22 protein-coding genes are annotated in these 22,927 nt (G+C 57.7%); 17 read left to right on the forward strand and 5 right to left on the reverse strand.

The features are described from left to right. Positions 1–114 precede the first annotated feature (114 nt). Complete coding sequence (locus LCH97_RS14115) at positions 115–1,047, reverse strand: IS5 family transposase (protein ID WP_227302253.1); 933 nt, start codon at positions 1,045–1,047, stop codon at positions 115–117. 227 nt (positions 1,048–1,274) lie between these two features. On the opposite strand from LCH97_RS14115, the gene LCH97_RS14120 reads away from it, so the two are divergent. Both LCH97_RS14120 and LCH97_RS14125 read left to right on the forward strand, forming a co-directional pair. After that, positions 1,275–2,108 carry a TatD family hydrolase gene (locus LCH97_RS14120; RefSeq protein WP_227302254.1) on the forward strand — a complete coding sequence of 278 codons (834 nt, stop codon included), beginning with the start codon at positions 1,275–1,277 and terminating at the stop codon, positions 2,106–2,108. A gap of 35 nt (positions 2,109–2,143) precedes the next feature. Further along, positions 2,144–3,775, forward strand: coding sequence for a methyl-accepting chemotaxis protein (locus LCH97_RS14125; RefSeq protein WP_227302255.1), 1,632 nt, complete (start codon positions 2,144–2,146; stop codon positions 3,773–3,775). A 164-nt stretch (positions 3,776–3,939) separates the two neighbouring features. Here LCH97_RS14125 and LCH97_RS14130 read toward each other — a convergent pair whose 3' ends face one another. Then, entirely contained in the window at positions 3,940–5,877 is a 1,938-nt protein-coding gene (locus LCH97_RS14130; protein WP_227302256.1) for a TolC family outer membrane protein, read from the reverse strand. A gap of 203 nt (positions 5,878–6,080) precedes the next feature. Here LCH97_RS14130 and LCH97_RS14135 point away from each other — a divergent pair, with 203 nt between their 5' ends. Together LCH97_RS14135 and LCH97_RS14140 are read left to right on the forward strand one after the other, a co-directional pair. Next, the gene (locus LCH97_RS14135; protein ID WP_227302257.1) at positions 6,081–6,743 is read left to right on the forward strand and encodes a transglutaminase-like cysteine peptidase; all 663 of its coding nucleotides are present in this window, start codon (positions 6,081–6,083) and stop codon (positions 6,741–6,743) included. An 8-nt stretch (positions 6,744–6,751) separates the two neighbouring features. Beyond that, positions 6,752–8,665 carry an EAL domain-containing protein gene (locus LCH97_RS14140; protein ID WP_227302258.1) on the forward strand — a complete coding sequence of 638 codons (1,914 nt, stop codon included), beginning with the start codon at positions 6,752–6,754 and terminating at the stop codon, positions 8,663–8,665. Positions 8,666–8,858: 193 nt separating this feature from the next. Here the strand turns inward: LCH97_RS14140 and LCH97_RS14145 are convergent, their stop codons facing one another. From LCH97_RS14145 to LCH97_RS14155, 3 genes are all read right to left on the reverse strand, one after another. Continuing rightward, positions 8,859–9,737: a Tim44 domain-containing protein gene (locus LCH97_RS14145; protein ID WP_227302259.1), complete on the reverse strand. Its 879-nt coding sequence runs from the start codon at positions 9,735–9,737 to the stop codon at positions 8,859–8,861. 68 nt (positions 9,738–9,805) lie between these two features. Next, positions 9,806–10,507, reverse strand: a complete 702-nt coding sequence (tsaA, locus tag LCH97_RS14150; protein ID WP_227302260.1) for a tRNA (N6-threonylcarbamoyladenosine(37)-N6)-methyltransferase TrmO — start codon at positions 10,505–10,507, stop codon at positions 9,806–9,808. 70 nt (positions 10,508–10,577) lie between these two features. Next, positions 10,578–11,327 (reverse strand): GNAT family N-acetyltransferase, encoded by a 750-nt coding sequence (locus LCH97_RS14155; protein ID WP_227302261.1) that lies wholly within the window; start codon positions 11,325–11,327, stop codon positions 10,578–10,580. A 197-nt stretch (positions 11,328–11,524) separates the two neighbouring features. Between LCH97_RS14155 and mnmG the strand changes: the two genes are divergently transcribed. From mnmG to LCH97_RS14220, 13 genes are all read left to right on the forward strand, one after another. Continuing rightward, entirely contained in the window at positions 11,525–13,417 is a 1,893-nt protein-coding gene (gene mnmG, locus LCH97_RS14160) for a tRNA uridine-5-carboxymethylaminomethyl(34) synthesis enzyme MnmG (protein WP_227302262.1), read from the forward strand. A 103-nt stretch (positions 13,418–13,520) separates the two neighbouring features. Further along, entirely contained in the window at positions 13,521–14,150 is a 630-nt protein-coding gene (gene rsmG, locus LCH97_RS14165; RefSeq protein ID WP_017509497.1) for a 16S rRNA (guanine(527)-N(7))-methyltransferase RsmG, read from the forward strand. Beyond that, positions 14,147–14,938, forward strand: a complete 792-nt coding sequence (locus tag LCH97_RS14170) for a ParA family protein (protein ID WP_227302263.1) — start codon at positions 14,147–14,149, stop codon at positions 14,936–14,938. The genes rsmG and LCH97_RS14170 overlap by 4 nt, the downstream gene beginning before the upstream one ends. A gap of 1 nt (position 14,939) precedes the next feature. Next, positions 14,940–15,800, forward strand: coding sequence for a ParB/RepB/Spo0J family partition protein (locus LCH97_RS14175; RefSeq protein ID WP_227302264.1), 861 nt, complete (start codon positions 14,940–14,942; stop codon positions 15,798–15,800). Between the two features lie 90 nt (positions 15,801–15,890). Beyond that, positions 15,891–16,253 (forward strand): ATP synthase subunit I, encoded by a 363-nt coding sequence (locus LCH97_RS14180; RefSeq protein ID WP_017509494.1) that lies wholly within the window; start codon positions 15,891–15,893, stop codon positions 16,251–16,253. A 9-nt stretch (positions 16,254–16,262) separates the two neighbouring features. Beyond that, positions 16,263–17,075 (forward strand): F0F1 ATP synthase subunit A, encoded by an 813-nt coding sequence (gene atpB, locus LCH97_RS14185; protein ID WP_017509493.1) that lies wholly within the window; start codon positions 16,263–16,265, stop codon positions 17,073–17,075. 93 nt (positions 17,076–17,168) lie between these two features. Beyond that, a complete protein-coding gene (gene atpE, locus LCH97_RS14190; RefSeq protein WP_017509492.1) occupies positions 17,169–17,426 on the forward strand; it encodes a F0F1 ATP synthase subunit C in 258 nt (85 codons plus the stop codon). A gap of 50 nt (positions 17,427–17,476) precedes the next feature. Beyond that, complete coding sequence (locus LCH97_RS14195; protein WP_147685215.1) at positions 17,477–17,947, forward strand: F0F1 ATP synthase subunit B; 471 nt, start codon at positions 17,477–17,479, stop codon at positions 17,945–17,947. A gap of 7 nt (positions 17,948–17,954) precedes the next feature. Next, entirely contained in the window at positions 17,955–18,491 is a 537-nt protein-coding gene (locus LCH97_RS14200) for a F0F1 ATP synthase subunit delta (protein ID WP_017509490.1), read from the forward strand. An 8-nt stretch (positions 18,492–18,499) separates the two neighbouring features. Next, positions 18,500–20,041 carry a F0F1 ATP synthase subunit alpha gene (atpA, locus tag LCH97_RS14205; protein WP_017509489.1) on the forward strand — a complete coding sequence of 514 codons (1,542 nt, stop codon included), beginning with the start codon at positions 18,500–18,502 and terminating at the stop codon, positions 20,039–20,041. Between the two features lie 43 nt (positions 20,042–20,084). Next, positions 20,085–20,951: a F0F1 ATP synthase subunit gamma gene (atpG, locus tag LCH97_RS14210; RefSeq protein ID WP_017509488.1), complete on the forward strand. Its 867-nt coding sequence runs from the start codon at positions 20,085–20,087 to the stop codon at positions 20,949–20,951. A 42-nt stretch (positions 20,952–20,993) separates the two neighbouring features. Beyond that, positions 20,994–22,388: a F0F1 ATP synthase subunit beta gene (gene atpD / locus LCH97_RS14215; protein ID WP_017509487.1), complete on the forward strand. Its 1,395-nt coding sequence runs from the start codon at positions 20,994–20,996 to the stop codon at positions 22,386–22,388. 15 nt (positions 22,389–22,403) lie between these two features. Beyond that, a complete protein-coding gene (locus tag LCH97_RS14220; protein ID WP_147685211.1) occupies positions 22,404–22,826 on the forward strand; it encodes a F0F1 ATP synthase subunit epsilon in 423 nt (140 codons plus the stop codon). The last annotated feature ends 101 nt before the right edge of the window (positions 22,827–22,927 follow it).

Raw genomic sequence — 22,927 nt, forward strand, 5'->3', positions numbered from 1 at the left:
TAACGTCCAGCAGCATCCAGCTACATCCAGCCTTTTTGTGTATAGATTTGTGTGTGCTACGGCTTTGTTGCACAAATCAGCCGTAGGTCGAACTACCCCAATCCCCAGACGGATTTATCCCATACGGACCGTTTGCGGCGTGCCCAGTGCTGTGAAGCGATTCAGAATCGCTGCACAGATTTGAAGCTCCGCTACTTGCCGGTCAAAGTCCCGTGACTTAACCCGATCTGCCAGCAATTTGAAACTGTGCATCTTCGTTTCGACCAAGCTGCGGCGATGGTAGCCACTCCACTTTTTCCAGAGCGCGCGCCCCAGATACTTCACCGCTCGTAGCGACTCATTGCGAGCCTGATTGCCCCGTAAATTCCCTTTCCAGAATTGGCCATTTCGACGTGGGGGAATGATGGCTGCCGCCCCACGCTCTGCAATCGCTGCGTAACATAGGCGTGTGTCGTACGCCCCATCCGTGGTGACGGTTACCAGTCCCTCTCCCGCCGGAATTTGCGATAGCAGCTCTGGCAGCATCGTGGCATCTCCAGTGCGATTGTCGGTCACTTCCATTGCCCGGATTTCCAGCGTTTGCGCATCTATGCCCAGATGCAGCTTGCGCCATTGGCGGCGGTAATCAGCGCCATGCTTTTTCACCTTCCACTCGCCTTCACCCATCATCTTGATGCCGGTGCTATCCACCAAGAGATGCAGACAACCTTGCTTTTTCTGTACCGGGATGCGGACTTGCAGGTCTTTCTGGCGGCGGGAAAGCGTGCTGAAGTCGGGGACGGCCCAGTCAAGGCCAGCCAGGCGCAACATACTTTCGACCATACCTGTGGCTTGCCGTAGCGCCAGGCCAAAGAGGCATTTGATGGTGAGACAGAACTGGATGGCAGAATTAGAAAAAGTTAGCTGCCGTCCCCGCCTGCCGGTAGCTGGTGCCAACCAGTTCATGCCTTTGTCGAGCCAGAGAAGGAGCTGCCCTCGTTGCTTGAGGGACTGGTTGTATGACTGCCAGTTGATGGTTTGGTACTTGGGCGGAAGGGGCTTGCTCATGCGGTCATTCTACCGGACGGACGCAAGCACTGATTTGTGCAACAAAGCCCACGGCCTTTCAAATGATCTGTGAACCTAAATAGCCTTTTGACATTTTATTGATATTTGTGAATTTCAAATGGGTATTTTTACATTTTTGTTTCATTTAATAGTTTAGATAAAATTATGCAAAAACAAAGAGATATCTGCTGGGAAAATTATCGATATCGGGATGGAAAAACGGATGCGTGGTCTACACTATTAACTGTTTAGCTTATACTCCGTCGCCCCATATTTATTGCACGCTTATGCCACTTATTGATACCCACTTGCATTTTGATGCGCCTGAGTTTGCTGCAGATGTGGCGCAGTGCTGGGCGCGTGCCAAGGCGGCCGGTGTCGTGCACGCGATAGTGCCTGCGGTGTCGGTGAGTACTTTTGATCGCGCTATCGCGGTGGCTAACCAGTTTGGCATGGATGTCGCACTAGGTTTGCACCCGCTTTATCTGGATCAGCACGAGGATGAGCATCTTGCGGTGCTGGAGCAGTATCTGTTGCAGGGTAAGGCTGTGGCTGTTGGCGAGTGTGGGCTGGACTTTTATGTGCCTGGGCTGGACCCAGCACGGCAGGAGGCGTTACTGCTTGCCCAGCTGACGCTGGCACGACGTTTTGACTTGCCGGTAATTCTGCATGTGCGCCGTTCACAAGATCGTGTTTTGAAGTGCTTACGCCAAGTGCGGGTGCGCGGAGGGCTGGCGCACGCATTTAACGGCAGCCTCCAGCAAGCCGAAGCTTTTATAGATTTGGGCTTCTGCCTGGGTTTTGGCGGGGCGATGACATATCAAGGGTCGCAGCGCATCCGGCGTTTGGCTGCTACCTTGCCGCTTTCCGCTCTGGTATTGGAAACAGATGGCCCGGACATGGCGCCAGAGTGGGGGCAAGGCCAGCCGAATGGCCCGGAGAATTTGCCCCGTATTGCTGCGGTATTGGCGGAATTGCGTGGTTTGCCGCTAGAGGCCGTGGCGCAGGCTACATATCAGAATGCTTGCAAGGCAGTGCCTGGGTTATGCCCAGGCAGGTGATGCGGCTGTTCATGAATGTGAAGAAGGAGAAGGCAATGTTGAAAAATATCACCGTAACAGCGCGCATTAGTTTGGGTTTCGCGTTTATGTTGCTGGTCTTGCTATTGATTGTGGGCAGCAGTTTGCTGGCGCTGGGGCGTGCAGGTAGCAGCCTGGATGATTTGGTCAATCGCAGCCTGGCTTTTAGTCAGCATATTCAGTCTGTCAGAGCGGAGGTGGGTAATTTGCGCCGCTATGAAAAAGATTTGCTGCTGAATATTCAGAGTGTGGAGAAGCGTAAAGAATATCTGGATAAATGGCTCGAGAGCGTGAGCAAGGTGCGCAAGCATCTGCAAGAGGCAGATACGTTGGCCAGTAGTGAAGAACAGGGGGCCATCAAATCGCTGCTGGGTGCCATGGAGCGTTATGAGGGTGGCCTGAAGAGTGTGGCTAGCCAGATCGAGGCGGGTAGCCTGGTTACACCTCAAGACGGTAATAAGGCACTGGAGCCGGTAAAGGAGGCAGTGCGCGGTATGGAGAGCACCACTCGCATGCTGGTTGATAATGCTGGCCAGCATGCTTTGCTGAGTCAGCAGGCGGTTCAGGCTGAAATCGCTTCATCGCGAAGTTTACTGCTGGGGCTGAGTGCACTGGCATTGTTAGCGGCGGTGGTGGCGGCTGTGGTGATTTCCTTGTCTATTCGCCGGCCATTGGGCGAGATAACGCTTTTGGCAGAACAGTTGGCCAGTAGCAAAGATCTGTCCGTCGCTATTCCTGATTATGGTCGTAACGAGCTTGGGCGAACTGGCCAGGCGCTGAATCATCTGATTGTGACCGTGCGCGACCTGATAAGCGATTCCCATAGGCACTCTGCGAAATTGGTGGGGGCGTCGGAGCAACTGTCTGGTGTGAGTCACGCGATCCATGACGCAGCCGTGAACCAGTCCAATGCGGCATCGGCTAGTGCGGCTGCCGTAGAGCAGCTGACGGTGAGCGTGAGTGTGCTGGCTGATAATGCCGAGGGCGTGGAGCAACAGACTCGCCAGACGGCCAGTGATGCTCGAGCTGGCAGTGATATGGCTCAGACCGCGGCTAGCCAGATCCAGCATATTGCCCAGAGTATTGCCCAGACGTCCGGCACGATTGATAGCCTGAACCAGCGTTCTAGCGAGATTGGCAATATTGTCAGTGTGATTCGCGAGATCGCAGACCAGACCAACCTGTTGGCACTGAATGCCGCCATCGAAGCTGCCCGCGCGGGCGAAACCGGGCGAGGCTTTGCGGTGGTGGCGGATGAAGTACGCAAGCTTGCCGAGCGAACCAGCCAGGCCACAACAGAGATTTCCAGCCGTATCGCTGGGGTACAGCACGATACGCAACAGGCGTTCCAGAATATGCAGCAGGCCAATACCCTGGTGGAAAGTGGTGTAGAAGGTACGGGCAAGGTTGCCCAGTCTTTGCAGCAGATATTCCAGTCGTCCATCCATGCTCAGGAAAAAGTAGCCGAGATGGTGCAAGCCATCCAGGAGCAGCGGGTGGCGAGCCAGGATATCGCCCAGAATATGGAGCAGATTGCGCAGATGAATGACCAGACACGCTTGGCGGTGGCAGAGGCGAGCAGTTTGTCTGGTGGCCTGAAACAGCAGTCACAAGAACTGGATCACAGCATTACACGCTTCAAGGTGTAGGCCGAACGCTGGTCGCAATGAGAGCACATGTTTGACAAGCGCCGTGGCATGGCACTGGCCGCGGTGCTTGTAACTGTTTTGTGGTGTTGATTGTTGGCCGCAAGGTTGGCTAACAAAAGAAAAAGCCCGCTGTTTAGTGCGGGCTTTTTGACTTTGCAGATAGCTTATTTTGTTGCTGGTGCAGCAGGTGCTGCGCGGCGGATCAGCGGTGCTGCTGCCGGCTTGCTTGCATTGGGTGCTGCCACGACACGCGCAGCACTGGCTGGTGCTTGTGTTGGGGCAGCGCGGGCAACAGTTTCCTGCATAACTACCGCTACACGGCGATTTTGCGGGTCATTGGCGGCCTTGTTCGGTAGCGGTTGTGTATCGCCGCGGCCAACGCTGTCCATGCGGCTGGCTTGTACTCCACGGCTTGCCAAGTACTCTTGTACGCTCTGTGCACGTTGTTGCGACAAGACAAGGTTGGATGCCGGGTTGCCTGTGCTGTCGGTATGGCCTTCAACCAGAAAGCGCTTCTGGACCAGCTGTGGCATTTGCAGTGTCGTGGCTAGCTGGTCAAGCATTGGCAGGCTTTCGGCGCGGATCTTGGCCGAGTTCAGGTCAAACTGTACTTGCAGGTTGACTGTAATGTCGCGAGACGTGGCAACTGGTGCGGTATTGGCAACCACGGGTGCCAACTCTGCACCGCTATTGAAAGAGCGGGCGGGGATCTTGCTGGCATCCAGTGGTGTTGGCGCCACGTAGCTGGTTGGGCAGCTTGGGGCGCTCAGATCGGTGTCATTGTCCACGCCATCATCTTTTGGCTTCAGCTGCATGACTTCCATCAGGCGGCCAGACTCACCCAATACGCGGTAAGTGGCCAGCTGCTGGTTCAGTTCTGCGTTCAACAGCTCGCGGCGCGACTCGAACAGCTCGTTCTCGCTATCCAGCATATCGAGCAGCGTACGCTGGCCGATATCAAACTGCTTGCGATAAGCGTCGCGTGCTTTCTCTGTAGACAGCTGATGCTGACGCAGCGATTCCAGCTGGCTGCTAATGCGAACCGAGTCGTTATAAGCAATGGAAACCTGCTGGCGCATATCGCGGCAGGCTTTTACGCCTAGTGCTTCGGCTTCGTCACGGCGCTCGGTTGCGGAAGCAAGGCGAGCTCGATCTGCACCGCCGCGGTACAGGTTCATGTTGACCACCAGCTCGATGGCTTGCTCATTGGTACGGCCTTTTACGCCGTCCTTGTTGGTGGTCGCTGCCTTGTTGGCACGCAGGTCAAGCGTGGGGGAGAAGGCGCCACGGCGAACATCGATCTCAGCTTCGGCGGCACGGTAAAAGGCGCGGGCTGCTTGCAGCGACGGGTTGTTCTTGTCTGCCAGTACCATCAGGTCATTGGCGGGAGGGATCAGGCCGAGATTGAGCCCCGGCAGTTTCAGCTCGTTTGCAGGTGCTTCGCCTGTAATGCGTGCATAGCGAGCCGATACATCATTCAGGTTGGAAAGCTCGTTTACCAGGTTGGATTCGGCCAATGCAAGGCGGCCGGCAATCTGCTCCAGGTCAACACGGCGCCCTACGCCCTGGGTCACGCGCTGCAAGATCTGCTCGTAGATGCCTTTGTGAATGGCGTAGTTTTCTTCGGCAATGTTGACCAGCTTGCTGTAGCGTACAACGTCAACAAAAGCACGAACCGACTCCAGGCCTTGTTGCTCGGCAGCCGCCAGGTATTCGAAGTAGCGGGCACGGCTGGTATAGTCCAGCTGTTTTACTTGGTTGGTAGTAATGAAGCCGGCAAAGATGTTCTGGCTCAAGGCCAGATTGTAACCATGGCGGGTGAAACTGCTGGTGCTCGTGCCGCCAGTGGAGGTGGGTGTCTTGTTCTTTTCGCGTGCGGTGGCGTAGCTCAGGTCGACGGTGGGCTTGAACCCTGCCTCTGCAATGCCACGCTCTTCCAGGCTGGCACGGAATGTGTGCCACTTCATGCGGACTTCCGCGTTGTTCTTCAGGGTTTGCTCAATGGTGTCTTTCAGCTCCAAGGCGTGGCTGGCCATAGGTAGCGAAAGAGCCAGCAAGGCGATAAGCGTACTGCCAGAGATGCTTTTAGGACGAAAGTTCATGAGAGCCTCATTGAATACTGTGATGATTGAACAGTTTATTATTAAGCAGCAGTTCTAAGTATTTTAAATAAAAGCTTTATGTGCTGTATTTTCGGAAGTGAATGCTAAAGTGTCAAGCTAAACGTGGCAAAACCTGCAGCCTTGCTATACGCTTGTTGCGTGATAAGACGGATGCATTTATAGCCATCCTGCGGAACCAGTCTATGGGCGTACCTTTGGTGTTGAGTCGTTTCATCAGGCTATCAGCGTGGCTGTTACTCGCGGCGCTGGCGGTGGCCGAAATGCCGCTAGAGCGCGTGCAGCAGCTTTATGGTGGCCAGGCTGTCCGTATATATCGGGAGTGGCAGCAGTTACTTTTGTCTGCCAAGCGAGAAAATAACGAACAGAGCATGCTGCGCGATGTAAACCAGTTCTTCAATCAGCGTTACCAGTTTGTTGATGATGTCGATTTGTGGAAGCAAGCAGACTACTGGGCCACGCCTTTGGAAAGTATGGCGCGCGGCGCGGGCGATTGCGAAGATTATACAATCGCCAAATATTTTACTTTGCGCGAGCTGGGGGTGGCCCCACAGAAGCTGAGGCTGACCTACGTCAAAGCCCGCATCGGCGGTGCCGCCAGCACGGTAACGCAGGCGCATATGGTATTGGCCTACTATGCGAACCCGGCCGCCGAGCCGCTCATTCTGGATAACCTCATCACGACTATCCGGCCTGCATCGCAGCGGGCTGACCTGCAGCCGGTATTCAGCTTCAATGCAGACGGTATCTGGGTAGGCGGCGGTCCTAATCCGAATTCCAGTGTGGACAGGTTGACCCGTTGGCGTCAGCTTATCGACAAGATGAAAACCGAAGGCTTTATTTCCTGAAAGATGGCATGAAACGCGTTTCCTTGATTCAACAGCTATGGATGCTGGTTATCGCGGCAGTGGTGCTGGCGGCTGCAGGCAGCCTCACGGCCAATTTGTTCAATGCGCGTGACTACTTGCAGCAGCAGTTGGCCGCACAAAGTGCGGACGCGGCCAATTCGCTGGCTTTGCTCATAACGCAGAATCAGGCAGACCCGGCGATGGGCGAGACACTGATCAATGCGGCATTCGACCAAGGGCATTTCCGCCAGATCAGCTGGGTGGATGCCAAGGGCAAGGTATTGGTCCTGCGCCAGAATGCCCAGCGTGCGGGGGATACGCCGGCCTGGTTTCGCGAGGTGTTTACCCTGGTGCCGGCACCGGCGCGGGCCATGGTGAGCAGTGGCTGGATGCAGGCAGGGCATATCCAGGTGGAAAGCGAAGCCGGTTACGCTTACGAGTCGCTGTGGCGTGGTGCGTTGAATGTGTCTTTCTGGGTGCTGCTGGCGGGTTTGGTTGTGGGGGGTATTGGCTCGCTGGGCGTGAGTACCATCCGCCGGCAACTGTTGTCGGTTGTGAACCAGGCCAAGTCCATCACCCAGCGCCGTTTCATTACCATTCCGGAGCCGGATGGACCCGAGATGGGCCGTTTGGCACAAGCCATGAATGCCATGGTGATGCGCGTAAAGGCGATGTTTGAAGAGGAAGCGGTCCGGCTTGAAGCGCTGCGTCGCCAGATCAACTTCGACAGTGTTACCGGCCTGGCTAACCGTGGCTATTTCATGGGTCGGCTGGGGGCCGAGCTGGCGGAGCGCGACAAGGAGGGGCGCACGCTGCTGTTGATGCGTATCGATGGTCTGGCGGAGCTGAATGCCAAGCTGGGCCGGCCGTTAACGGATGAAATGCTGAGTCAGTTTGGTGCGGTGCTGCGGGATCATGAGCGTTTTGGTCTGGAAAGCCTGGCTTCGCGCCTGAACGGGGCTGATTTTGCCTTGTTGCTGGGTAGTGCGCAGGCCGAGCCTGTTCGGCTTGAGGCCTTGCATGACGAGCTCGGTGCGCTGCTGAGCAGCTTTGCTTCGCAAGATATCTGTCTGGCAATGGCGGCCACTGATCTGCGTGATGGTGATGCAATCCGCGACATTATGTCGCGGCTGGATAACGCGCTGGCTTTGTCCGAGGCGGCTGGCGGCGTACGCGTGATGCTGGCCGACGAGAATGTTAATAAGCCGCTGGCCATGACAGCTGACCACTGGGGCAGCGTGCTGGACGAAGCGATTGCTACGCGGCAGCTCAAGCTGGTGCGCTTTGCCGTACGTGACGCCAGCGGCGGCATGCTGCACGAGGAAGCACCGTTGCGTTTGCTGCAAGGGGAGGAGTGGCTGCCTGCCGGCCAGTTCATGCCGATGGCCATCCGCACGCGCCGCGTGGCGGCGCTGGACTTGGCCGCAGTGTCTCTGGCGCTACAGCAACTGGCTGCCGAGCCGGCTTGCCGCGGGATTGCGGTGAACCTGGCTGCCGAGTCGTTGGCCGATGACGAATTTGTGGCCAAGCTGGTAGAGCAGATTCGTTCCCACCGGGTTGCTGCAGGGCGCTTGTGGCTGGAAATGGCAGAGGTCGGCATCGTGCAGCGCTTTGAGCGCTTCCGTGTGCTGTGCCTGGCGCTGGCAGATTTACCGTGCAAGGTCGGTATCGAGCACTTCGGGCGCCAGTTCAGCTTGATCGGGCAGCTGCACGATCTGGGTATCGACTATCTGAAAATCGACGGCAGCTTTGTACAGCAGATTGATCAGGAGGCGGGGAATCAGGCGTTCCTGAAAGGCGTATGCAATATTGCCCATAATATCGGCCTGGGTGTGGTGGCCGAGGGGGTGCGTACCGATGCCGAGCAGCAGATGTTGCTGTCGCTGGGTTTTGATGGCCTGACCGGGCCCGGGGTGAAGTAGGCGGGCCTTCATGGGCCAATAGCAGGGCGAGTGTGGTGAGCCACCTCGCCCTGTTTCTGTGTATGGGCAGCGGTATGTATGCCGTTAGCGGCAAGCGGGTGTGTCCGCTTGTCAGGTCTGGGTGGCGTAAGGGCAGACAAAATAAAAAAAGGCATCCGGAGATGCCTTTTTGCGTGTTGCGGCCAACCTTGGCTTAGTTCTGCTGGATACCTGCCACCAGCCACTTACCATTGCTGCTGTCGTCTTTGATGTAGTGCCAGGTTTCGCTGAACTGTACGGCCGGTGCACCTACGGTCTCGCTGACCATGCCGTTAAAGCGCACGCTGGCAATCATGCGGCTGCTTTCTACGGTGGCCTCGACAATCTGGCAGTCCAGCTGCGGGAAGTCGGCAGGTTCGGTATTGGCAGCCATGTCGTCTTTCAGCGCATTAAACAGGTCTGCGGTCATGTACTTGCGTACTTCTTCCAGACTGTCGGCAGAGTTGAGGTTCTGCAGATGCAGGAAGGTGGCTTTCGCCTGGCGCAGGAAATGCGGTGCTTCCGTGCCGTCTGGCAGACGCTGGAACGAAGCCGGTGGCGGGGTCAGGCCGCTACCGCCCATGGCGTTATTGCCGGAGCCGATAGGTGGAATACCGTTGGCACCCGCAGGCGAGGGCTGGAAGTGCATAGGCTGAGTTTGCAGCGGAGGCGCACGGCGGGCAGCTTGCTGGCTGGTTGCGCGGCGGCGCAGGAAAGACAGCAGCGCCAGGCCTGCCAGCGAGCCGCCGATTACGGCCAGCCACGGGAAGCCACCGTCGTCATCACCCATGGCCGAGCCCAGCAGATAGCCGGCTGCAGCACCGGCTGCACCAGCGGCTACCATGCCACCGATACCAGAACCTTTTTGCTGTGGTGCAACCTGGGTCGGTGTTTTGGCAGGAATGGCGTTCTGTTGCGAGAAGCTTTGGGTAGGGGTAGCGCGCTGCATGCCGGCGCTCTTGCCTTTACCCACGCGTGCGGCTTCTGCAAACGGCGTGGCCAGCACAGCAATGAGGGAGAGGGCCAGAATGGACGTCTTCGCTCGGGTAATCATTGATTCATTCTCCAGTAGGTAAGCTGACTCTGATGGTCAGGCAGCGTTTCGACTACGCGAAACATGGCTTAGTTCTGGGCAAGCGGGATTATTTCAAGTACCAGCACCGTATCGCCTTGTATGGCAAAGCGTACGTCGCAGTGCGCCAGGCGTATGCCGTAGACGCGTGTCGGGTCGTTCTGGTAGGCGGGCCGCGGGTCTTGCGCCAGCACCTCGTCTATCAAGCCGGGCAGCCATGCGGGTGCCGTGTGCCAGGCTTGCAGGTCTGCCAATGCCTTGGGCTGCCACTGCACGGCAAGCTGCGGGGGCGGGCCATCGACAAAGCCGCCGCGTGCATCCGGTTTGGCTTCCACAAAAGGGATGTAGGGCTTGATGTCGAGCACCGGTGTGCCGTGCAGCAGGTCTGCCCCCGCCAGATGCAGGGTGACACCTTGTTGCGTATCGATACTTTTCAGTTCGACCAATGACAGGCCCAAACCGTTGGGGCGGTGTGTGGCACGGCTGGCAAAGACGCCTACCTTGCTATTGCCGCCCAGGCGCGGCGGGCGCACTAGCGGCTGCCAGCCACGGGCCAGGGTTTCGTGAAAGACAAACGTCAGCCACACATGGGAAAACGCTTCCAGGCCGCGCACGCAGTCGGCTTGGTTGTAGGGTGGCAGCAGGGTGAGGCTGACCGGGGCGGATGGTGCCAGCGCCGGTTGGCGTGGTATACCGAACTTTTCCTGATACGGCGAGTTGATCAGGCCAATAGGGTGCAGTGTGTAGCTCATGCCCCGATTGTAGCGAAAGGTTGGCCGCACGGGCGTGCGGCCAACCTTGGGCGGGACGGGCCGGGAGAGGTCAGCCCGCGAAGTGACGCTGATGGCGCATGTCCAGACGGCTCATCGGCAGCAGCATGAAGAAGTCGGCACAGTTGAAATCCGGGTCCCACGCCGGCTCGCCGCACACCCAGGCGCCAGCGCGCAGATAGCCCTTGATCAGCGGCGGTACGGGCACCTGACTGTCGTCGTGCACTTCGCCCAGCGGCAAGGGCAGGTGCGGGGTTACACGCCATTCCGCGGGGGACAGGTTTTTGCTTTCCAGCAGGCGGTACAGGCTAACGGCCTGGTGGCCGCCGTCGGCCAGGCTGACGCTGGCGCAGCCTGCCAGGTATTGGCCACCGTGCTGGCGTACGTAGTCGGCCAGGCCGGCCCACAGCAGGGCGATGACCGCACCGCGGCGGTAGTCCTTGTGTACGCAGGAGCGGCCGATTTCGATGATATGGTCGCGGATGCCGGCCAGGCGGCTCATGTCGAATTCGTGTTCGGAATACAGGCTGGGCAGCTGGCGCGCTTTGTGTGGCGGCAGCATGCGGTAGGTACCGACTACTTTGCCGGTGGTGTTGTCTTCCACGATCAGGTGGTCGCAATAGGGGTCGTATTCGTCACGGTCTATGCCCTCGGCGGCAGAGGCCAGCTTGGCGCTCATTTCCTGGGCAAATACCTGGTAACGCAACTTTTGTGCGCGACGGATATCCTTGGCGCTGTGCGCCACACGTACACTCAGCTTGCTGGCTGGCGCCAGCAGAGCGGTTTCGAGACCTTGCTGCATCGTGCACTCCGGGTAGAGGTAGTGCCACCATGCTATGCAGGCAGTTTGACAGCGACGTGAAGCCGGCATGGCATGATGATGACGGTCTTTTGAAACCCGCATGACAAGCAGGGTGATTAAAATCAACGACTTATAAAGTTTGCGCTTTTGGCGTACAATACCCGGTTTTGTTTGACCGATCTTTTCGCACAATACCCATGATCTATCCGACGACCTTTGACGTAATCGTAGTAGGCGGTGGCCACGCAGGCACCGAGGCCGCCTTGGCCGCTGCACGTATGGGCTGCCAGACCCTGCTGCTCACGCACAACATCGAAACCCTGGGCCAGATGTCGTGCAACCCGTCTATTGGCGGTATCGGCAAAGGTCATCTGGTAAAAGAAGTGGACGCGCTCGGCGGTGCCATGGCGCTGGCTACCGATATCGGTGGCATCCAGTTCCGTACGCTCAATGCCAGTAAAGGCCCGGCTGTACGCGCAACCCGTGCCCAGGCCGACCGCGTGCTGTACAAGGCAGCCATCCGCGAGATGCTGGAAAACCAGCCTAACCTGATGCTGTTCCAGCAGCCGGTGGATGACTTGCTGATCGAGGGCGACCGTGTCGCCGGCGCCATCACCGCCATCGGCATCACTTTCCGCGCCAAGACCGTGGTGCTGACAGCGGGTACTTTCCTGTCCGGCAAGATCCACGTGGGCCTGGAAAACTATACCGGCGGCCGCGCCGGTGACCAGGCAGCCTCCACACTGGGCGAACGCCTGCGCGAGCTCAGCCTGCCGGTTGGCCGCCTGAAAACCGGCACTCCGCCGCGTATTGATGGTCGCACCATCGACTTTTCGGTCATGGAAGCGCAGCCAGGCGATACGCCGGAGCCGGTGTTTTCCTACCGTGGCAGCCGCGCCATGCACCCAAAACAGCTGCCGTGCTGGATCACGCATACTAACCAGCAGACCCACGACATCATCCGCAGCGGTTTTGACCGCAGCCCGATGTTTACCGGCGTGATCGAAGGCGTGGGCCCGCGCTACTGCCCCTCCATCGAGGACAAGATCAACCGCTTTGCCGACAAGGAAAGCCACCAGATCTTCCTGGAGCCGGAAGGCCTGACCACGCACGAGTACTACCCCAACGGGATCTCCACCAGCCTGCCGTTCGACATCCAGCTGGCCGCCGTGCGTTCCATGCGCGGCCTGGAAAATGCCCATATCCTGCGCCCGGGCTATGCCATCGAGTACGACTACTTCGACCCGCGCGGCCTGAAGTCCACGCTGGAAACCAAGGCTATCCAGGGCTTGTTCTTTGCTGGTCAGATCAACGGCACCACCGGCTACGAAGAAGCCGCCGCGCAAGGCCTGCTGGCCGGCCTGAACGCCGGCTTGTACGCCCGCGAACAGGATGGCTGGTGCCCGCGCCGCGACGAAGCCTACCTGGGCGTGCTGGTGGACGACCTCACCACGTTGGGCGTGTCCGAGCCTTACCGCATGTTTACCAGCCGTGCTGAGTTCCGCCTGCAATTGCGCGAAGACAATGCCGACCTGCGCCTGACCGAAGTTGGCCGCAAGCTGGGCCTGATCGGCGATGCGCAGTGGGACGCTTTCTGCCGCAAACGCGATGCCGTCGAGGCCGAAAAACAGCGCCTTACCAGTACCTGGGTACAGCCAGGCAAGTTGCAGCCGGGTGAAGACGAAGCCATCGTGGGCCAGAAGCTGGCACGCGAATACACGCTGGCCGACCTGCTGCGCCGCCCCAATGTGGCCTACACCGAGCTGATGAAGCTGTCGCTGGCAGGGGAGGGCGTGCAGGACGAGGTGGTGGCCGAGCAAGTGGAAATCCAGATCAAATATCAGGGCTATATCGACCGCCAGAACGAAGAAGTCGCCAAGCGTGAACAGCTGGACGACGTAAAACTGCCACTGGACATCGATTACGCGCTGGTAAAAGGCTTATCGAAAGAAGTGTCGCAAAAGCTGAACCAGCATCGCCCGGAAACGCTGGGGCAAGCCTCGCGCATCCAGGGCATTACGCCAGCCGCCGTAGCCTTGCTGCTGGTACACCTCAAGCGTGGTTTCAGCGAAGCACGCAGCGCAGGTTAAGGGTCTTTTTGTTGCACTGCGCTCCGGGGTAGCGACTTCGGGGCGCATTTGTTTTTGATACCCGTTACAATCGGGTCAACTTACACACCGTATTCCGAACATCATGACGCATCGCGCAGAACTCACCCAGGGCCTGGCCGCTATCGGCCTGGATTTGTCCGACGCACAGATCGACCTGCTGGAAGGCTATCTGGGCCTGCTGGCCAAGTGGAACCAGACCTACAACCTCACCGCCATTCGCGATAAAGACCGCATGGTGAGCTACCACTTGCTGGATAGTCTGACCCTGGTGCCACAGCTGGCCGGCGGCACGCGCATGCTGGACGTGGGCTCGGGTGGCGGTATGCCGGGCATTCCTACCGCGATTGCGCGCCCTGATCTGAAAGTGGTGGTGCTGGACGCTAACCACAAGAAAACCACCTTCCTGCGCCAGGCTGTCATCGAGCTGAAGCTGGATAACGTGGAAGTGATCACCGAGCGCGTAGAAGCCTACCAGCCGGCAGAGAAATTCGATCGTATTACCAGCCGCGCCTTCTCCGAGCTGGCCGAGTTCGTCAAGCTGTCGCGCCACCTGTTGGCCGCAGATGGCCAGTTTGTCGCCATGAAGGGTGTTTACCCGTTTGAAGAAATCGCCCAGCTGCCGGCAGACTTTGCCGTGGCCGAAGTGAAAAAACTGGACGTGCCGGGGCTGGATGCCGAACAGCGCCACCTGGTACGCGTGGTAGCAAAATGACAGCCCGCATTATCGCTGTGGCCAACCAGAAGGGCGGGGTGGGTAAAACCACCACCGTCGTGAATCTGGCGGCCAGCCTGGTAGAGCAGGGCCGGCGCGTACTGATTGTCGACCTTGACCCGCAGGGCAACGCCACCATGGGTAGCGGCATCGACAAGAGTGCTTTGCAAAAGTCGGTGTACCACGTATTGATGGGCGAGCACACCGTAGAAGAAGTACGCCAGCCAGCCAAAGAAGGCGGTTATGACGTGCTGCCGGCCAACCGCGACCTGTCGGCCGCCGAGATCGAACTGGTGCAGGAGCTGGCGCGCGAAGCCCGCCTGAAGAACGCGCTGGAGCTGGTGTCTGGCGAGTACGACTACGTACTGATCGACAGCCCGCCGTCGCTGAACCTGCTCACCCTGAACGGTCTGGTGGCCGCGCAGGGCGTGCTGATTCCGATGGTGTGCGAGTACTACGCGCTGGAAGGGCTGACCGACCTGGTGAACACCCTGCGCAAAGTGCGTGCGGCGGTGAATCCGCGCATTGAAATCATGGGCCTGTTGCGTACCATGTTCGATGCACGCAGCAACCTGTCGCAGCAGGTATCCGAACAGCTGGCGCGCCACTTTGGCGGCAAGGTTTTCGATACTGTCGTGCCGCGTAATATCCGCCTGGCCGAAGCACCCAGCCACGGCTTGCCCGGCATCGTGTATGACCGTGCCGCCCGCGGCTCGCAAGCCTACCTTACCCTAGCGGCCGAACTGATCGCCCGCCTCGAACCGCAAACCGCAAGTACCGAGCATTAATATGGCCAAACTCAAAGGACTCGGGCGTGGCCTGGACGCGCTCCTCTCCACCGTCGAAGCAGACAACGAACGCCTGACCACGCTGCCTGTGCGCAGTATTCGCCCGGGCAAGTACCAGCCGCGCAGCCATATGGATGAAGCTGCACTGGCAGAGTTGGCCGCATCCATCCGCTCGCAGGGGCTGATTCAGCCCATCGTGGTACGTGAAATCGGTTTGGGCGACTACGAACTGATTGCTGGCGAACGCCGCTGGCGTGCCAGCCAGCTGGCCGGGCTCACCGACATCCCGGCGGTGGTGCGCAGTGTGGCCGACCAGTCGGCACTGGCTATGGGCCTGATCGAGAATATCCAGCGCCAGCAGCTGGACCCGCTGGAAGAAGCCAAGGGCATCAAGCGTCTGATTGAGGAGTTCGGCCTCACGCATGAGGCGGCTGCCGATGCGCTGGGCCGCTCGCGTAGTGCCATCAGCAACCTGTTGCGCCTGCTGGCCCTGCCTGCACCGCTGCAAACCATGCTGCACGAAGGTCAGTTGGAAATGGGTCATGCCCGCGCATTGCTGCCGCTGCCGGTGTTGCAGCAAATGGCGCTGGCGCAGGCGGTGGTGGCCGAGCAGCTCTCCGTGCGTGAAGTCGAGCAGCGTGTACAAGCGCTGGCCGAGCCCAAGGTTGGCCGCAAAGCGGCTGTGGCCGCCCCGCGTGACGCCGATATCGAGCGCCTGGCAGGGATGCTGTCGGATAAGCTTGGCATGAGCGTCAGCTTCCGTCATGGCAGCAAGGGTAAGGGCAAGGTCATCATCGATTATGCAAGTCTGGAAGAGCTGGATGGCTTGCTGGAAAAACTGCAAGCAAAATCAAACGGCTGAGCGGCTTGCTGCAATTATCCAGACGACGTGCCGAAGTTGACGCTTTCGTCAGCTCAAGCCTATAATCGACCGATTTTTTAAGTGCCGTACATGACTAATCCGGACGCCAAACGCGTAATTCGACTGCAGGTGAGGCTTACCCTGCTAGCCGTAGTGATCAGCTTGCTGGTTGCTGGCGCGACGATCAATGTTCCGGTGTCGGCACTGATGGGCGGGCTGTGTGCCATCTTGCCGGCACTGGCTTACGTGCACATCGCTGGCGCGGTGCACAGGGTTTCTCCTGCAGAATTGATGCGGGCGCATTACAAGGCGGAAGCAGTCAAGTTTGTGCTGACTCTTTTGTTATTTGGTGGTGCTCTCGCTTTTTTCAAGGATTTGTCGGTGGCGGGTCTGTTTGGCGGCTACATAGCAGCCACTTCCGCTTACTGGTTCGGGCTTCTGATTAAAAATTGAGATAAAGCGATGGCAAGTAACGCAACTGATTACATCAAGCACCACCTGACATTCTGGAACTCTTCGCACGAAGGTGGTTTCTCCAGCCTGCACGTGGACAGCTTCTCTGTTTCCCTGATCCTCGGCTTCCTGTTTGCCGGTGTGTTTGCCTACGTGGCACGCAACGCCAAGCTGGAAAACCCCGGCAAGCTGCAGCTGTTTGTCGAATCCATCGTCGAGATGGTCGACACCCAGGTAAAAGAAATTTTCCACGCCAAGAGCAAAGTCATTGCCCCGCTGGCGCTGACCATCTTCTGCTGGGTGTTCCTGATGAACGCCATGGACATGCTGCCGGTTGACCTGATTCCGATGGCTGCCCAGTGGATCGGCTTCACCTTCTTCGGTGCTGACCCTCACCATGTTTACTTCCGTGTAGTGCCGTCCGCCGACGTGAACGTGACCTTCGGTCTGTCCATTTCCGTGCTGATCTGCATTATCGGTTTCTCCATCTCCGCCAAAGGTCTGGGCGGCTGGATCAAAGAACTGTTTACTGCCCCGTTCCACGCCAGTGGCCCGGTAGGCACCATCCTGCTGGCACCGGCCAACTTTGCCCTGCAAATGGTTGAGCTGCTGGCCAAACCGATTTCGCTGTCTCTGCGTTTGTTCGGCAACATGTACTCCGGCGAGCTGATCTTCATCCTGATCGCGCTGCTTCCGTGGGGTGCTCAGTGGCTGCTCGGCGCACCATGGGCGATCTTCCACATTCTGGTGATCACCCTGCAGGCTTTCGTGTTCATGATGCTGACCATCGTGTACCTGAGCCTGGCAGTAGAGAAGCACTAATTTTTAGCAGTTTTTTCGTACCTTTTCTCAAACCATCCTTGCATTAGTCTTTAGGAGATTTAAATGGAAGCTCTCGTTTCTCAGATCCAGTCGATGACCGCTCTGGCTGCAGCTCTGATCATTGGCCTTGGTGCTATCGGTACCGCTCTGGGCTTCGCCATTCTGGGCGGCAAGTTCCTGGAGTCCTCCGCTCGCCAGCCGGAACTGATCCCAGTTCTGCAAACCAAGCTGTTCATTATCGCTGGTCTGCTGGACGCCATCTCCATGATCGGTGTGGGTGTAGCTATGCTGTACACCTTCAACAACCCGTTCCTGTCTGCAGCTCTGGCTGCCCTGAAAGCTGGCGCTTAATTTTTAAGCGAAAACGGTTGTTGTCGTAACCACACTGGAGGAAAACAAGCGTGGAATTCAACGTAACACTACTGGGCCAGGCGATCACTTTCGCTATCCTGGTATGGTTCACCATGAAGTTTGTTTGGCCTCCGCTTACCAACATGATGGAAGAGCGTGCCAAGCGTATTGCTGATGGCTTGGCCGCTGCAGAACGTGGCAAGCAGGATCTGGAAGCAGCCGAAAAGCGTGTTGCTGACGAACTTCGTCAGGCTAAACAACAAGCTACCGAGCTGATCCTGGCCGCTGAAAAGCGCGCCAACCAGATCGTGGAAGAGGCGAAGGACGCCGCTCGCACCGAAGGTGCCAAGCTGGTAACCGAAGCCAAATCCCAGATCGATCAGGAAGTGTTGCGTGCCAAGGAAGCCCTGCGCGAGCAGGTAGCTGGTCTGGCCGTAGCCGGCGCAGAGAAGATCCTGCGTAAAGAGATCGACGCTGCCAAGCACGCTGATCTGTTAGCCTCCATCAAAGCGGAGTTTTAATTAACTCATGGCAGAACTCATTACCGTAGCAAGGCCCTATGCCGAAGCGGTATACAGCCTTGCCACCGAGCAGCAGTCTCAAGCCAAGTGGTCTGACGCGCTCGCGTGGCTGGCTGCCATGGTGGCGAACCCGGACGTGACGCAAGTCGTCACGAACCCGAAACATACCGCGCAAGAGATTGAGGCGTTGTTTTTGGACGTACTGGGCGACAAGGCGAATGATGACATCAAACAGTTCATCGTTACCCTTATCGAAAACCGTCGTCTGACGCTGCTGCCTGAAATTGCCGAACAGTTTGAAGCCCTCAAGGCCCGCGCCGAAGGTGTGCTGGACGCTCAAGTAGAGTCCGCCTACCCGATGGACGAAAGCCAGCAAGCTGACCTGATCGCCACGCTTACCAAGAAGTACGGCAAAACCGTACGGATTGAAGTGCGTGTTGTCCCCGAGCTGATCGGTGGCCTGCGAGTACTGGTTGGTGACGACGTGATTGATGCGTCGGTGAGCGGCAAGCTGCAGGCAATGGCAGCAAGCCTCAAGAATTAGGAGAGATCATGCAGTTGAACCCCTCTGAAATCAGCGATCTGATCAAGGCGAAGATTCAGAACCTGGCTGAAGGTGCCGAGACCCGTACCAAAGGTACTGTGATCTCCGTTACCGACGGTATCGTTCGTATCCATGGCCTGACAGACGTGATGCAGGGTGAAATGCTCGAGTTCTCGGGCAACACCTTTGGCCTGGCCATGAACCTGGAGCGTGACTCCGTAGGTGCCGTGATCCTGGGCGAGTACGAGCACATCTCCGAAGGTCAGGAAGTTAAATGTACCGGCCGTATTCTGGAAGTGCCGGTAGGTCGTGAGCTGGTTGGCCGCGTGGTAAACGCGCTGGGTCAGCCGATCGATGGCAAAGGCCCGATCAACGCGTCCACAACTTCCCCGATCGAAAAGATTGCTCCGGGCGTTATTGCCCGTCAATCCGTTTCGCAGCCAATGCAAACCGGCCTGAAGTCGATCGACTCCATGGTACCGGTTGGCCGCGGCCAGCGTGAACTGATCATTGGCGACCGTCAGACTGGTAAAACCGCTGTGGCACTGGATGCCATCGTGAACCAGAAAGGCACAGGCGTTGTCTGCATCTACGTAGCCGTAGGTCAGAAAGCGTCCTCCATCGCCAACGTAGTGCGCAAGCTGGAAGAGCACGGCGCAATGGGTCACACCATTGTGGTTGCTGCGACTGCTTCCGAAGCGGCTGCACTGCAGTTCATCGCGCCGTACTCCGGCTGCGCTATGGGCGAATTCTTCCGCGATATCGGTGAAGATGCACTGATCGTTTATGACGATCTGTCCAAACAAGCCGTAGCCTACCGTCAGATCTCCCTGCTGCTGCGCCGCCCACCGGGCCGCGAAGCTTACCCGGGCGACGTTTTCTACCTGCACTCCCGTCTGCTGGAACGCGCTTCCCGCATCAACGAAGACGAAGTAGAAAAACTGACTGGCGGCGCTGTTAAAGGCAAAACCGGTTCGCTGACTGCTCTGCCAATCATCGAAACCCAAGCTGGCGACGTTTCCGCTTTCGTTCCGACCAACGTAATTTCCATTACCGACGGTCAGATCTTCCTGGAAACCGACCTGTTCAACGCTGGTATCCGTCCTGCTATTAACGCAGGTATTTCGGTATCCCGCGTGGGTGGCGCTGCTCAAACCAAGGTCATCAAGAAACTGGGCGGTGGTATCCGTCTGGCTCTGGCCCAGTACCGCGAACTGGCTGCGTTCTCGCAGTTTGCTTCCGATCTGGACGAGGCGACCCGCAAGCAGCTGCAACACGGTGAAGTGGTTACCGAGCTGATGAAGCAGAAACAGTTCTCGACCCTGTCTACCGCCGAAATGGCGCTGACTCTGTGGTCCGTGAACAAGGGTTACTACGAAGACGTACCGGTTAAGAAAGCCCTGGCTTTCGAAGCAGCGTTCCTGGCTTACGTTCGCGCTAATCACGCAGACGTGCTGACCGCTACCGACGCTTCCGGTGATCTGTCTGCCGACAACGAAAAAGTACTGGCCAAGGCGATCGAATCGTTCAAGGCTGGCTACAGCTTCTAATCTGGGTCTTTCGGATACCTCGAGTTAAAGAAAGGTTCAGGATATGGCAGTCGGTAAAGAGATTCTCACCAAGATCCGAAGCGTGCAAAACACGCAGAAGATCACCCGCGCTATGCAAATGGTGTCGACCTCCAAGATGCGCAAAACGCAAGAGCGTATGCGCGCTGCCCGTCCTTACGCCGAGAAGGTGCGTGCTGTTATGGCGCACCTGGCTTCGGCCAATACGGATCTGGAGCACCCACTGCTTGCCCGTCGCAGCGAAATCAAGCGCGCAGGCATTATTGTGGTTACCTCGGACAAGGGCTTGTGCGGTGGCTTGAACGCCAACGTTCTCAAGCGCTTCTACGCCAAGGTAAACACGCTGCAAGAGCAAGGCGTTGAAATTCAAGCCTGCGCTCTGGGCCAGAAAGGCCTGGCAGCCTGCCAGCGTGCCAAGCTGAACGTTGTGGCAAGTGCGGTTCATCTGGGCGATGTGCCCAAGATGGAAAAACTGATCGGCCCGCTTACAGTGCTGTTGAAACAGTACGCTGAAGGCGAACTGGATGCGGTTTACATCGTGTACTCCCGCTTCATCAATACGATGAAACAGGAGCCGGCGCTGGAACAGTTGCTGCCTCTGACCGAAGAGCACATGGTTGTCGAGCACGCCCACTCGTGGGATTACGTGTACGAGCCAAGTGCACCGGAAGTCATGGAGTTCCTGGTGAAGCGTTACCTGGAATCTGTCGTGTATCAGGCTGTGGCCGAAAACATGGCGTCCGAACAAGCTGCCCGTATGGTAGCGATGAAGGCCGCAACAGATAACGCCGGTAATGCCATCAAGCAACTGCGCCTTGTGTACAACAAGTCGCGTCAGGCAGCGATTACCAAAGAACTGTCTGAAATCGTGTCTGGTGCCGCTGCGGTATAACCGTCGCAGGACTGTAAAAGTTTATTGAGTTAGGAACCGATAATGAGCCAAGGCAAAATCGTACAAATCATTGGCCCGGTGGTTGACGTGGAATTCCCGCGCGACGCCATGCCAAAGATTTATGATGCCCTGAAGCTGGTTGACGCAGAACTGACGCTTGAAGTCCAGCAACAGCTGGGCGACGGCGTAGTGCGCACCATTGCTATGGGTAGCTCTGACGGCCTGAAGCGTGGCATGGCGATTACCAATACCGGTGCACCGATTTCGGTACCGGTTGGCGCTGCCACCCTGGGTCGTATCATGGACGTACTGGGTAGCCCGGTGGATGAAGCCGGCCCAGTTGCGTCTGAACACGTTCGCGCCATTCACCAGGCTGCGCCGAAGTTTGACGAACTGTCCTCCGCTACCGAACTGCTGGAAACAGGCATCAAGGTTATTGACCTGCTGTGCCCGTTCGCCAAAGGCGGTAAAGTGGGCCTGTTCGGTGGTGCCGGTGTGGGCAAGACCGTAAACATGATGGAACTGATCAACAACATCGCTAAAGCTCACTCGGGTCTGTCCGTGTTTGCCGGTGTTGGTGAACGTACCCGTGAAGGTAACGACTTCTATCACGAGATGAAAGAGTCGAACGTTCTGGATAAAGTTGCCATGGTTTACGGCCAGATGAACGAGCCACCGGGCAACCGTCTGCGCGTAGCGCTGACCGGTCTGACCATGGCCGAGCATTTCCGTGACGAAAAAGACGAAAACGGCAAAGGCCGCGACGTTCTGTTCTTCGTGGACAACATCTACCGTTACACCCTGGCCGGTACCGAAGTATCCGCACTGCTGGGCCGTATGCCTTCCGCAGTGGGTTACCAGCCTACCCTGGCCGAAGAGATGGGCCGTCTGCAAGAGCGTATTACTTCGACCAAGGATGGTTCCATTACTTCCATCCAGGCCGTATACGTACCTGCCGATGACTTGACTGACCCGTCCCCGGCCACCACTTTTGCTCACTTGGATGCAACCGTGGTTCTGTCGCGTGATATCGCATCGCTGGGTATCTACCCTGCGGTAGATCCGCTGGACTCCACTTCCCGCCAGCTGGATCCGCTGGTGGTAGGCGACGAGCACTACTCCGTTGCCCGCGGTGTTCAGACCACGCTGCAGAAGTACAAGGAACTGCGTGACATTATCGCGATTCTGGGTATGGACGAACTGTCTGAAGAAGACAAACTCGTTGTATACCGCGCGCGTAAGATCCAGCGTTTCCTGTCCCAGCCGTTCCACGTAGCTGAAGTATTTACCGGTTCCCCGGGCAAATACGTTCCGCTGAAGGAAACGATCAAGGGCTTCAAGGCAATTCTCAGCGGCGAATACGACCACCTGCCAGAACAAGCGTTCTACATGGTAGGCGGTATCGACGAAGCTGCCGAAAAAGCCAAGACCCTGTAATCAAGGAGACGGCTCATGGCCAAGATGCATGTGGAAGTGGTCAGCACTGAACAGCTCATCTATTCCGGCGAAGCGGAGTTCCTCGTGGCTCCGGCGCAGGAAGGCGAGATCGGTGTTTACCCACGTCACGTGCCGCTTCTGACCCGTATCAAGCCTGGTGTACTGCGTTTGACAGTGCCAGGTTCCAAGGACGAGGTACTGGTGGCGGTGTCGGGTGGCATGATGGAAGTGCAACCGACCCACATCACCGTTCTGGCTGATACGGCGATCCGCGGTGAGGATCTGGATGAAGCTCGCGCCAACGAGGCCAAACGTGCCGCTGAGGATGCCCTCAAGCACGCTTCCGACGACCTGGATACGGCAAAAGCCCACGCAGCCCTGGCTGCAGCGATTGCCCAGCTCAAGGCGCTGGAATACCTCCGCAAGCGCGTGCACTAAGCGCACGACAGTGCGATGCAAGCTACAGGCTGCCACGAAAGTGGCAGCCTTTTTCATGCCCGCTTTAGGGCATAATAGTGACCTATCCAATACGAATTTCC

The sequence above is a fragment of the Vogesella sp. XCS3 genome (assembly GCF_020616155.1).
GTDB lineage: Bacteria > Pseudomonadota > Gammaproteobacteria > Burkholderiales > Chromobacteriaceae > Vogesella.